General features: G+C 39.8%; 8 protein-coding genes. 7 read left to right on the forward strand and 1 reads right to left on the reverse strand.

The features are described from left to right. The first annotated feature begins 147 nt into the window (after positions 1–147). Positions 148–2718: a beta-mannosidase gene (locus tag KQP79_RS16010; protein WP_171036019.1), complete on the forward strand. Its 2571-nt coding sequence runs from the start codon at positions 148–150 to the stop codon at positions 2716–2718. 10 nt (positions 2719–2728) lie between these two features. On the opposite strand, the gene KQP79_RS16015 is transcribed toward KQP79_RS16010, so the two are convergent. Continuing rightward, a complete protein-coding gene (locus KQP79_RS16015) occupies positions 2729–3595 on the reverse strand; it encodes an AraC family transcriptional regulator (RefSeq protein WP_004317421.1) in 867 nt (288 codons plus the stop codon). 158 nt (positions 3596–3753) lie between these two features. Between KQP79_RS16015 and KQP79_RS16020 the strand changes: the two genes are divergently transcribed. From KQP79_RS16020 to KQP79_RS16045, 6 genes are all read left to right on the forward strand, one after another. Next, positions 3754–5331 carry a sodium:solute symporter gene (locus KQP79_RS16020; RefSeq protein WP_022199450.1) on the forward strand — a complete coding sequence of 526 codons (1578 nt, stop codon included), beginning with the start codon at positions 3754–3756 and terminating at the stop codon, positions 5329–5331. 14 nt (positions 5332–5345) lie between these two features. After that, positions 5346–6371, forward strand: a complete 1026-nt coding sequence (locus KQP79_RS16025) for a glycosidase (RefSeq protein ID WP_008018960.1) — start codon at positions 5346–5348, stop codon at positions 6369–6371. 224 nt (positions 6372–6595) lie between these two features. Further along, positions 6596–9724, forward strand: a complete 3129-nt coding sequence (locus KQP79_RS16030; RefSeq protein ID WP_138343629.1) for a SusC/RagA family TonB-linked outer membrane protein — start codon at positions 6596–6598, stop codon at positions 9722–9724. Positions 9725–9734: 10 nt separating this feature from the next. Continuing rightward, entirely contained in the window at positions 9735–11273 is a 1539-nt protein-coding gene (locus KQP79_RS16035; RefSeq protein ID WP_004317432.1) for a RagB/SusD family nutrient uptake outer membrane protein, read from the forward strand. Between the two features lie 16 nt (positions 11274–11289). Continuing rightward, the gene (locus tag KQP79_RS16040; protein ID WP_009040322.1) at positions 11290–12267 is read left to right on the forward strand and encodes a hypothetical protein; all 978 of its coding nucleotides are present in this window, start codon (positions 11290–11292) and stop codon (positions 12265–12267) included. Between the two features lie 17 nt (positions 12268–12284). Continuing rightward, complete coding sequence (locus KQP79_RS16045) at positions 12285–13748, forward strand: hypothetical protein (protein ID WP_138343606.1); 1464 nt, start codon at positions 12285–12287, stop codon at positions 13746–13748.

Below are 13748 nucleotides of genomic sequence, written 5' to 3' on the forward strand. Positions count from 1 at the left end.
ACCCTTTTCAAGAAAGTATAATGATTAAGTAATATAGTATTAAAATATTGATTGACAATTGCCTATGTTTGCAACGTTATTTTAAATGGAAATCTAATACACAATAAAGTTGTTATGAGAAAATCAACAAGGATAATTTATTTAAAGATGGTTGCACTAGCTATGGTCACTACATTTTCCACTCTGAATGGTAACATATCTGCCAATACACTTCAGAAAGAACTCCATTCGGGATGGAGGTTTAAACAAGCTCGTCTTTCTAACTGGTATCCTGCTACAGTCCCGGGAGTAGTACACACTGACTTGATTGATAATAAAATCATTGAAGATCCTTTTTATCGCTTAAATGAAAGAGGTGTACAGTGGGTTGATAAGGAAGACTGGATTTATGAAACAACCTTCGATGTAGCACCCGAATTGATGGATAAAAACAATATACGGCTTTATTTTAAAGGGCTTGATACTTATGCAGATGTCTATTTGAATGGAGAAAAGATATTGGAGGCAGACAATATGTTTCGTGAATGGAAACTTCCCGTAAAAGATAACCTGAAAGCAAAGGATAATAAATTAAGGATATATTTCCATTCTCCTATTAAACGGGATATGCCTAAATGGGATGCGCTGCCTTTTCACTATGAGGCAATCAACGACCAGTCGGAGAATGGAGGAGTATTCAATAGAAAGGTTAGTGTTTTTGCCCGTAAGGCAGGCTATCATTATGGTTGGGACTGGGGACCTCGCCTGGTAACTTCTGGTATCTGGAGACCTGTTTTATTAGAAGCATGGGATGATTTGCGGATAGAAAATGTGTTTATCCGGCAAAAAGAGGTTTCTTATAAACAAGCCGACATTAGTAATATTGTAGAAATACTAGCCGATAAAGATATTGAGAAGGCTGAAGTTACGGTCAGAGACAATAAGACTGGAAAGATTTATGGTGCTACTACTACCTGCCTGACAAAAGGATTGAATAAGATTGCTGTAAACTTCTTTATAAAGAATCCAAATTTGTGGTGGAGCAATGGACTCGGAAAAGCCAATCTATATGAATTCCGGACCGAAGTAAAAACAAACGAGCAAAATAAGGACTGTCTTATAACTTCTACAGGAATACGTTCATTAAAAGTTATATGTAAGGAGGATAAAGAGGGAAGATCATTCTATTTTCAACTTAATGGAATACCTGTATTTTCCAAAGGGGCTAATTATATCCCTTGTGATAATTTTCTGCCTCGTGTGACGAAGGAACTGTATGAGAAAACGATCCTGGATGCTGTCAATGCTAATATGAATACTTTGCGTGTGTGGGGTGGAGGGACTTATGAAGATGATTATTTCTACGAATTATGCGATAAATATGGTATTCTTGTGTGGCAGGATTTTATGTTTGCCTGCAGCGTATATCCCTCCGAAGGTGAATTGCTGGGAAATATTCGTCAGGAAGCGATTGATAATGTTCGCCGTTTGCGCAATCACCCTTCTCTTGCTTTATGGTGTGGTAATAATGAATGTCTGGAAGCTTGGTTTGGTTGGAATTGGAAAGAAAACTATGCGAAGCAGAATCCGGAGTATGCCCGGATTATCTGGCAGCAGTATGAAGATCTGTTTCATAAAATGCTACCGGAAGTGGTGACTGAAAACAGCCCTGAAACATTTTATTGGCCTTCATCGCCCTTCAGTCGTTATGACGGAGTTTCCGAGAATAATAAAGGGGATACGCATTATTGGGCTGTATGGCATGCAAAAAAGCCGATCTCCGAATATAATAAGGTGCGTAGTCGTTTCTTTAGTGAATATGGTTTTCAATCTTTTCCCGAATTTGAGTCGGTCAAAATGTATGCTCCGCACCCTGAAGACTGGGAAATAACTTCCGAGGTAATGATGTCTCATCAACGGGGAGGTGAGTTCGCGAACAAACTGATTGAAGACTATTTGCTGAACGAATATCGCAAACCTAAAGATTTCGAATCATTTCTGTATATGAACCTTGTACTGCAAGGGGATGCTATTAAGACGGCTATTGAAGCACATCGCAGGGATATGCCTTACTGTATGGGGACATTATTTTGGCAACATAATGATTGCTGGCCGGTTGCTTCGTGGTCGAGCCGTGATTACTACGGACGTTGGAAAGCGCAACATTATTTTGCCAAGGCAGCTTTTCGGGACGTGCTTGTATCTCCCATAGTTAATAATGACAAGCTTGATGTATATATTGTATCTGATAGATTAAGGAAAACGAGCGCTATACTGGAACTGGAAGTCTGTGACATGGAAGGAAAGCTTGTTAATTCAATCAGAAGATCGGTAACTATTCCTGCTAATGAAAGTAAAGTCGTTATGTCCCACAAATTGAATTCATTTATAAAATCACAACCGGAAAATCAGCTTGTTATCTCCGCAACCCTTACCGATCAACAAGGAACGATTTACACAAATAATTATTTCTTGACGAAGCAAAAGGAGATGTTATATCCGCAAGTAAATATATCATATCAATTAAAGTCACTGCCTGACGGATATGAATTGACTTTAAAAGCAGACCGTTTTGCAAGAGCTGTATACTTGTCTCTTGATGGAATTGATAATTTCTTTGAAGATAATTATTTCGATTTGATGCCGGGAAAAGATAAGATAGTGAAAGTTCGTACCGATATTTCATATACGGACTTTTCCCGACAGCTAAAAATCAAATCGTTGGTCGATGGATATTAAATAAATGCACTTAATATTTAATCAACATCTGTTGCAGGATTGTACGGTATTCGCTAGGTGTGTTTCCTTTCTTCTTTTTGAATATCCGAATAAAGTTCGATAGATTATTAAATCCGCACGAGTAGCAGATTTCTGCTACCGTGTGTGATGTTTCAGTCAGCATCTGGCAAGCACGGGCCACACGGAGGTTGTTGATATAGTCAATAAAGGTGCAATTTGTTTTCTTTCTGAAGAAATGGCTGAAAGCGGATTCCGACATATTGACCAGAGCTGCTACATCTCCCAGTTTGATAGGTTCTTCAAAATTCTTCTCTATATAGTCGCAGACTTTTGCAATGCGTCTACTTTTTGAGGTACGTATCGTGTCTTTGGTGTCATAGAGATTACTGACTAAAATATGTCTGTCGGCAGTGGAGAGATCATACAAGATAGAGAGAAACTCTAAAACGGTGTGGAAGCCTTGCATCCGGGTAAGCTGGAGAATTTTCTCTTTCATTGCCAGCATGGTGTTTTCAGAAAAGCTAATTCCTTTCTGTGAGTCGAGTAACAGTTGTTTAATCGGGCTGAATAGTCGTTTCTCCAATATTGGAAAATTGAGCAATTTGTCCGAGAACTGAATTGTCACCACATGATTGCCTTCTACAATCTCCCCTTTCCAGGCATGCGGAAGATTGGGACCAGTCATTACCAAATCCAGATTGTCAAACTTTTCGACTGAATCGCCTACAATTCTTTCTCCATACGTATTCATCACAAGATTAATTTCATAGTCGGAGTGATAATGTACCGGATAATCAAATTTTGCATTGGGATGATTTAAAACGATGAATAAATCATCAGAAGAAATGGGAGTAATTTCCTTTTGAATGTCTTTCATAAGAACTGTATTTAACTTGATACAAATGTACGAATAATAATAATACAAAAACAGGCTATTCAAAAAAGTATAATTATTAAGCAATATAATATCAAAAAACTATCATTATATGCCTTACATTTGCAAAGTGAATTATACTTAATAACTAATTGAATGCTATGGAATCATTTTCTATCGGAACTATTGATATTGTAATCGTAGTCGTATATTTGCTATTTATTATATGGTGGGGTGTAAAGAACGGAAAGAGTTCGGATGCCCAATCGTATTTTCTTGCCGGACGTTCCATGCCCTGGTGGGTTGTAGGGTTGTCTCTGTTTGCCGCCAGTATATCCAGTACTACGCTTATCGGGCAATCGGGTGATGCTTATGATACGGGGCTTGCCGTTTTCAATTATAACCTGACCGGTATTGTAGTTATGGTGTTTTTTGCTGTTTTCCTTCTACCTTTATATATAAGGTCGAAGGTTTTTACGATTCCGGAGTTTCTGGAGAAGAGATTTGATAAACGTTCCCGTTACTACTTTTCCGCTATTTGTATTATCGGAAATATTTTTCTGGATGCTGCCGGTGCGCTTTATGCAGCCGCATTAATTATCAAACTGGTATTACCTGAAGCTGATCTTCAGATGATTATTATAGTCTTTGCTATTATTGCAGCTTCATATACAATTCCGGGAGGACTTTCTTCTGCCATTAACGCGGAACTGATACAGGCGGTAGTTTTGATTTTGGGTTCGGTTTTGCTTACCTATTTCTGTTTTCAGCAGGGAGGAAGTTATTTCTATCATTTGTTTGAAAACGATGATATATTGGTGAAGCTGATTCGCCCGTTGTCCGATAATGCCACTCCTTGGTTGGGGCTGATCGTGGGGATGCCCATATTGGGTATTTACTTCTGGGCTAATAATCAGACTTTAGTACAACGTGTTTTGAGTGCCAGAACTATTGATGAAGGTCGGAGAGGTGTTATATTCACCGGTTTTCTCACGATGAGCACATTGTTCATTATTGCTATTCCCGGATTGATTGCCCGTGATTTATTTCCAGGTTTGGATAAACCCGATATGGTATATCCTAATATGGTGATGCAATTAATGCCTGTGGGTTTGCTGGGTATTATGCTGGCTGCTCTGTTGTCTGCATTGACTTCTACGATTAGTGCTATCTTGAATTCTACTTCTACTTTGTTTACGATGGACTTTTATGCGAAGTTTAATAAACATGCTGATACAAAAAAGCTGGTACTGGTTGGTAAAATCGCTTCTTGTGTGATTATTCTGTTAGCTGCATTATGGGCACCTCAAATTGGTAAATTCGGATCTCTTCTAAAATATTATCAGGAAATGCTTTCTTATATTTCTCCTCCTATCGTAGCGGCTTTCCTTCTTGGAATTTTTAATAAGAGAGTGAATGGTGACGGAGCTTTTATGGGATTGATTCTCGGTCTGGTAGTAGCGGTTCTTTTACTTTTCTTTAAAAATACGGTTTTTGGTGATTTGCACTTTTTATTGATGGTTCCTTTCTTGTTGATATTCAGTATAATGGTGATTTATGTAAGCAGTTTCTTTTATGCGGCTCCGGGTAAAGATAAGCTTACTGACACCACCTTTTCTTTTAGCGATCTGAAAGAAGAATATGTAACCTTGAAAACAGTAGTCTGGTATAAGAACTATCAGGTATGGGCAGGGGTGTTACTTGTGTTAAGCGCATTGATTTGGATTATTTTTCAATAAAATAAATAGAATATATGAAATTAAAGAAATTTGAAGGAAACCCGATTCTTTCTCCGTCGGAAAAGAATGATTGGGAATCTTTGGTGACTTGTAATCCTGGCGTGTTCTATGATAACGGCATGTTTTATATGTTATATCGTGCTGCAGGTAATGATAGAGAACATGTTATCCGCTTGGGATTGGCTACGAGCAGGGATGGGTTTTATTTTGAAAGGCACTCGGATCGGCCGGCTTTTTCTCCGAGTGTCGATGGGCCTGATTCCGGATGTGTGGAAGATCCTCGTATTGTGAAGTTTGATGGTGAGTATTATATTACTTATGCCTATCGGCCGGTGCCACCCGGGCAGTATTGGAAGTTTGGGCATGATGAAGTTTTACTTCCTGAATGTGGTAAGTATGCTCCTGCAGCTATTGCTAAGAATTTAGGTAATACTGGGCTGGCTGTTACTACAGATTTTTGCCATTTTCGCCGTTTGGGACGTCTGACTTCACCGGTGCTTGATGATCGCGATGTGATTCTTTTTCCCGAGAAGGTAAACGGACAATTTGTTATGTTACATCGCCCCAAGCAGTATATTGGCGAAAAATTTGGTGTAGAATACCCTTCTATCTGGATAAAGTTTTCGGATGATTTATTAGATTGGGAGGGTAAGGAAAGCCATCTTCTTCTGACAGGACGTGAAAATACTTGGGAGGAAAAGATTGGTGGAAGTACTCCTCCCCTGAAAACGGATAAGGGTTGGTTGATGCTCTATCATGGTGTGGAGCATGGCGGAAAAGGGTATTATAGGGTGGGGGCTTTATTGCTCGACTTGGATAACCCTCTGAAAATACTAGCCAAAACGCATGAATCAATTCTCGAACCGGAAGAGGACTTCGAGATAAACGGGTATTATAACGGTTGTGTATTCCCTACGGGAAATGTGATTGTGGATGATACGCTCTTTGTGTATTATGGTAGTGCGGATAAGTATGTCTGCGTGGCTACCTGCTCTGTAAATGAACTGCTCTCTTACTTGTTGACCGACTGCAAGGTGTAATTAACTGAATCTCCTTTATCTTTTAGTCTTTTAATGTGATGTGTATACACTGTTTATGTGTACATTGGGGAGGTTGCTATGCGAAAAATAGATAATCATAGATTAAATCGTTCAAAAAAGTATAATAATAGAGTAAATAGTGCGAATGAAAATGAAAGGTTATAGTCTATATTTGTATTATCAAATTATCAGTAAAGAATTCAACGCTTAAATTTTATATTATGATGAATAAACAGAAAAAACGGCTTGGTAGCATGTCACTCTGCAAAGTTGTGTTGATATGCCTTTTTTTGTCCGTATTTTCTACCGCATGGGCTGCGGTAGAGCAAACATCTTCCAAGATTACTGTGACTGGAGTGGTTAAAGATGTACAAGGTGAGCCTCTGATAGGAGCTACTATTAAAATTAAAGGTTCGGCTGTAGGAACAGTCAGTGATTTTGATGGGAATTACTCTCTGGCCAATGTGCCGGTGAATGGGGTTTTAGAGTTTTCTTATGTAGGTATGAATAGTATAGAAATATCGGTTTCCGGAAAAAAGGTGGTAAATGCGGTACTTAGTGATGCTACTCAATTACTTGATCAGGTGGTGGTCATTGGGTACGGGTCGGTGAAAAAGAGTGATTTGACGGGATCGGTTGCGACGGTAAAGCCGGAGGCATTAAGTGATATACCGGCTAATTCTGTTGAAGGATTGTTGCAGGGGCGTGCGGCTGGTGTACAAGTAATCAATTCGTCACAGGATCCGGGAGCCGGATCAACGGTTCGTATTCGTGGTAATAGTTCGCTGCGCGGATCCAATTCACCTTTGATTGTGGTAGATGGTTTTCCATTGGGAGATGCCGGTGATTTGAAACAGATTAATACCGATGATATTGTTTCAATGGAAGTATTAAAAGATGCTTCTGCTTCTGCAATTTATGGTTCCAGAGGTGCTAATGGAGTTATAATTGTAACCACTCGAAGGGCGAAAGAAGGAACTACGACGGTATCTGTCAAACAGCAGCTCACTTTCTCTGAATTTTCTTCCAAACTGGATTTGTGGAGAGACCCGGTGATGATGGCAATGTTGAACAATGAGGGACGTGTGAATGGTGGATTACAGCCGCTCTATATCGGTGCAAATAATTCTGCCGGTGTTTATTACCCGTCTATTGAGGAGCTTCAGACTACTTGGACAACCAATACCCGTTGGGATGAATTAGTGTTTAGAGATGCGCCTGTGTCTAATAATACAACAGTTTCTGTCTCCAGTGCTAACGAGAAGACGAGTTTTAACTTGAGTGCTAATTATTATACGGACCAGGGAATGTATATTGATGATGATTATAGTAAAGGGGGGTATAATCTGAATGTCAGTCATAAGATATATAAGAATTTTACGATTCGTGCATCCAATATTCTATATCTTGGCAACCGTAATAACAATGGCGGAATGGCTTATTGGAGAAATCCGATTTATCCTGTGTATAATGAAGACGGAACTTATTATCAGACTACTGCTCAAGATTATAGTCATCCTATCGCTATTCGCGAGCATAAAAAGGATAAAACCAAAATGCTGGATGTTATCTCATCCGGGGCTTTTGAATGGCAAGTGATACCGCAACTTCGTCTCACAAGCCAGTTGAATTATAAATATGGAAAATCTACCAACGACCAGTATCTGCCACAGAAATACACCCAAGTCGGTACGGAGAATCGTGGTAGGGGAGTCATTGGTAACACAGAGAATCAAAATTTTGTTTCCGAAACATTTGCCAATTACTCTCAAATGTTCGACAAACATGAAGTGGGCGCCATGGTAGGTCATTCTTACGAGTGGTATCAATATCGTGATTCGTATCTGACTGCTAATGGTTTTGTGAATGAAGCATTGGGAAATGAGAATATGGGAGCCGGAGAGAAAGCGAACAATATTATTTCCAACGGGTTCTCGAAAAGTAAACTGGTTTCCGGAATGGCCCGTCTGAATTACACTTATGATAATAAGTATTTGCTTACTGCCACTTTTCGTGCCGACGGTTCTTCTAAATTCGGTAAGAATAACAAGTGGGGGTATTTCCCTTCCGGAGCTATCAGCTGGAAAGCTCACGAAGAGAAGTTTATAAAGAAACTAAATACATTTGATGAATTGAAGTTTCGTTTAAGTTACGGTATTTCGGGAAATCAGGGAATCAGTCCTTATCAGACTCTTAGCCGTTATGGAACGACTAAATATTACCATCAGGGACAATGGCTGACTGCTATCGGTCCCGGGTATGAGTCAGGGCAGTCCGGACAAGACGGAATCTGGAAAATTTGGAGTGGAATTCCTAATCCGGACTTGAAATGGGAGACAACTGCGCAATGGGACTTTGGTATTGATATGGCTTTCTTTAACAGAAGACTTCGCGTCACTTTGGATATTTACAATAAAGAGACGTCTGACCTGTTGAGAGAAAGAAACCTGGCCCTTTCTTCCGGTTATGACCGCATGTGGGTGAATGATGGTAAGATTCGCAACCGGGGATTTGAAGTAACGATTGACGGAGTTATGGTAGATAAAAAAGATTGGAGCTTGAATGGAACTTTTATATTCTCTATGAACCGTAACAAGGTGCTTGATTTGGGAAGTAGTGTCGAATCGGGTCTATTGAAAGATGCCCGTACGGGAATGGAATATGAAGTTGTCGGTAACTTGAGTGAACAGTATCGCTCTTATACTAATATACTTGCTATTGGCCAACCGATCAATGTCTTTTATGGATATAAATGTGATGGAATTATTCAGACTTTGCCGGAAGGACTTAACGCAGGATTGTCGGGAGAAGATGCTATGCCGGGAGAATTCAAATATGTCAATACGTATGATGGGGACGGGACACAAGGTGTTGTGAATGAAAACGATAAATGTATTATCGGTGATCCTAATCCTGATTTTACGGCAAGTCTGAATCTTTCTTTCCGTTGGAAGAAACTGGATGCGAGTATTTTCCTGAATGGTGTGTTTGGGAATGATGTGTTGAACACCAAGACTTTTGGTGATCCGCATAATGCCGCACTCCGTTGGACACCTGACAACCCGACTAACAAATATCCCAGTCTGCGTGACGGACGTCAGACTCGCTTTTCTGACTATTGGATAGAAGACGGCTCTTTTGTGAGAATCCAGAATCTGACAGTAGGGTATACTTTTGATTTGCCTAAACAGAAAGTGTTTGCCTCGAAAATACGGCTATATATGAATGCTTCCAATTTATATACATTTACCAAGTTCGACGGGTATGATCCGGAAGTCGGGCAAAACGGAATTTATTCCGGTGGGTATCCTCGCTTGAGGAAATGGACAGTAGGTCTTGATATAACATTCTAAATTAAATGATATGAAAAAGAATATATACACTTTCATTTTAATAAGCTGTATCCTGGGCTTTTCCGGTTGCAGTCTTGATGAAGAGCCTTACGGATTCTATTCCGAAGATAACTTCTATAAAACAGAGGGGGATGCAATGGCAGCTATTCATTACGCTTATGCTACTCTTACCTATATCGAGTATTCACGTGCTCTTTATTTCATCGGTGATATGCCTACTGAAATTATGACTACTAAAGGAGATGCCTCTGTTGATAATCGTGCCTTGAATCTGTGGAGAATTGATAACTTTGATACCAATGCTACTTTGGTCAATTTCTTTAAATACTCATTCATTGCTATTAATCGGGCGAATGCTGTCATTAAGAAGATGCCGGGTACGGATATTGATTCCAAGCTAAAGGATCAGTATTTGGGTGAAGCTTATTTTTTACGTGCATACAATTACTTCTGTCTTTCACGTAACTTCGGTTTGGTACCGATGCATTATGGAGTAGTGGAGACACTGTCGCAAACGGGTACTCCTTTGGCAAATAATATGGATGAGATTTATGATTTGATGATTGACGATTGTAAAAAAGCGGAAGAATTGTTGCCTGTATACGCTGCCCCCATAATGGGACGTATCGATAGAGTCGGTGCACAGGCTTTGTTAGCTAAAATCTATTTATATGCAGCTTCTGCCAAAGCAAATAATGTGCCTTTATACAAGGAAATGGCGAAAGATGTCAATTCTCTCTATCAAGATGCTATGACTTATGCCGGAAGAGCATTAGGATTGGATCCGGATTATCCGCAGAATACGTATGGTTTTGAAAGTGATTTGCTCAAGATTTATGATGTAGAGAACTTTGCCGGTAAAGAAAATATTTTCTTGATGTCTATGGATAGAACGGGAGAGGCAGAAGGACAATATTCTAAGATATCCAAAATGTTCCTTCCTTATATTGAGGGTGCTACTATCTGGATCAAGCAAGGAGACAAAGATGAATATATAAAATCTCATGACGGTTGGGGAGAATATCGTACGGAAATGAATTTCTATAATGAGTTTGATGGAAACGATTTGCGTAAGAAAGATCTCATTGTGGACAAGGTGTATAATGAAGATGGAACGGTAAAAGCGGAATGGAAACCGGATGGCGGTGATTTTGAGTACCCCTTCTGCCGAAAATACATCGATCCCAAATTTGATGGGGATAAGACTAGTACACGCCCCTTTCTCATTCGTTTTACTGACATTGCTATGGTGTATGCCGAAGCTGCCGGCCCGACTACCAAAGCTTATGAACTGATAAACTTTATCAGACATAGGGCAGGATTGGGGGATTTGACTCCAGGATTGCCGATAGATGAATTCCGGGAGAAAGTATATGAAGAACGTAAGTTTGAAATGGCTTTTGAAGGAGATCGTATGTACGATATTCGTCGTTGGGGCAGGATTGGAGAAATCAAAGAAGTGAAGGATGCCGGACTAAATGAAAGTCAATATTCTTTCTATCCGTTGCCGCAAACCGAGATTAATCTTAATCCAAGTTTAAGAGAATAATAAAAAATCGTGAGCTATGAATAAACTATTAAAATACACACTGTTTATCCTTTGTATGGGGGTAATGCAATCTTGTGTGAAAGACATGCAGGATGATTTGAATGATGGAGGATGGAATAACGAGAGGTCTGTAACGAATCTTAAATTCAAGAACCAGGTGGGACAGGCTGAAATTGAACGCATTGATGATACAACCGGGGAAGTTACCGTAACCCTTAATGTGGGGGCTATTCCTGATTTGTCAAAAGTTGAAATAGAATCTATTGAATTGTCGTATCAAGCCACAGCTTCTGCAGGTAAAGGCAGTACATTGGATTTTAGTAATCCGGAGCGAAAGTCGGTTCTTACTGTAACTTCCGCAACTGGAAAAACACGTGAATATATGATCTATGTGAATGAATTCCGTGAAAGTCTGGAAGGTACATGGTCGATTAATAATTTGATTATTTATGGTGGTACAGGTCCGGAATGGGGTGGCGGAAGAGTTTATCCGTTTATGGACAAATCATGGTGCTGGTATGATGAATATTCCCCGGAAAAAGAGTATGACAATACACTGACCTTTATTATGGAGAATATCACAGATGATGGAAACACATCCGGGAAATGTATAAATGCTGCCGGGCCTGACGGGAAATATGCAGATTTTATATTTAAAGGTTCTTCTAATCCGGCAGATAAGACGGATATTGATCTGAAGAAGTATTATCGGAAAATCCCAGTAGGAGAGAGCCGTTGGATTCGTAATTACAGTTTAGGTACCATTACTTTTATTGATTCGGACGGAAATGAATCGACTGCCGTACTCGAAAATCCGGGAACTTATACATTATTCCAGGGGGGAGGTTATACCAATACGGTAACTTTGCCGAATAATGCTTTCTCTTTCCAAATCAATGGTGTGGATGAGTGGACCTATATTTATACTGATTATGATGTGTTTGCTAAACAGGCACGTAAGTTCTTTGTACTCGTGACAAAAAATGAGGATTAACTAATGGATGATAAAATATGAAGAAATACTTCTTTATTTTTATAGTTGCCTTTTTTGCATCCTGTTCTCCGGTAGAACAGGATGTAATAATCACCATAGATACGGAAACGGTGCTAAATGATTGCTATATAGGTAATGGGGCGCAGTGGGATCCTTATCAACTGGATTATGGCAAAGGTAAACTAACTATTTCGGAAGCCGATTGGGAGAAACTGTATGACAGACTTGATTTTATGCGTCCGCAGTTTATTCGTATCATGATTAATACTTCTTCGTTTGTTGACCAGGGGAGATTGGTGCCGGAACGGGGGATGGAAGTATTATCCAAAATGTTAGACTACTGCCAGAGTCGTAATGTGACTGTCATGTTCGGAGATTGGGGATGGAGTGTCATTCGTGCCCGCGAAGCAGAGATTGACAGTCAAAGTCTTCGTCACGCAGCTGCCTTGGTTGATTATCTGGTTCATAATAAAGGATATTCTTGTATCCGCTATTACAATCTAGTGAATGAGCCGAATGGTTATTGGGCTGCCACTAATAAGAGTTTTCCTCTTTGGGCATCATCTGTCCGGCAGTTTTATCAATATATGAAAGAATTTGACTTGATCGGAGAAGTTGGTATCGTCGGTCCGGATATTGCCATCTGGGATAAAGCGGAGACAGGATGGATAGATAGCTGTGCAGTGCAGTTGAACGAACAAATAGAACTTTACGATATCCATACTTATCCGTCTAAAGTCACCGTTAATTCTGGAGAATATGCAGATATTATTGCTGCCTATAAAGAGAAGATTCCTGAAGGAAAGAAAATCGTGATGGGAGAAATTGGTTTTAAATTTGTGGAAAAGGCTGATTCTTTGTATCAGAAGGAGAATATTCGTAGAGCCAGGAGTAAAGTTAACGCCTCGTTGGAAGATTCGCAGATGTTTGTTTATGATTATATGTATGGAACAGATATGGCAGATGCTCTTATTCAAACTGTCAATACTGGTTTTTCAGGTTCCATTGCCTGGATGCTGGATGATGCCATGCACTCTAATGAAGCACCTGACAAACTGAAGATTTGGGGATTCTGGAATATATTCGGTGAAGAATGTTTCGGGGCAGAAGAGGAAAACGTCCGTCCGTGGTATTATGCCTGGTCGTTACTGACCAGGTATATGCCTGCCGGAACTGCGGTTTATAGAACAGACACCACCGGAGAGCCTTTCGTAAAGGCTGCCGTATCAGGAAAAGATGGGAAATATATGATTGCTTTGGTGAATGTTTCTGATAGTCCCAAAACGGTAAAACTAAAAAGTGATGTTCTTTCTTCTCTGTCAGGTTGTAAAAAGTTCATCTATTCGGACGGTACGTTGAAACAGAAAGGAGATTGTCTCCTTTTGCCGAATGATGAGAACTTGATTCTTCACCTTGAGAAAGGAGAGACAGTGACTATGCCGGCAGAATCACTGATAGTGTATACTAATTACGATTATTAA

Origin of the sequence: Bacteroides sp. DH3716P, from assembly GCF_025914115.1 — a bacterium.
Classification (GTDB): domain Bacteria; phylum Bacteroidota; class Bacteroidia; order Bacteroidales; family Bacteroidaceae; genus Bacteroides; species Bacteroides ovatus.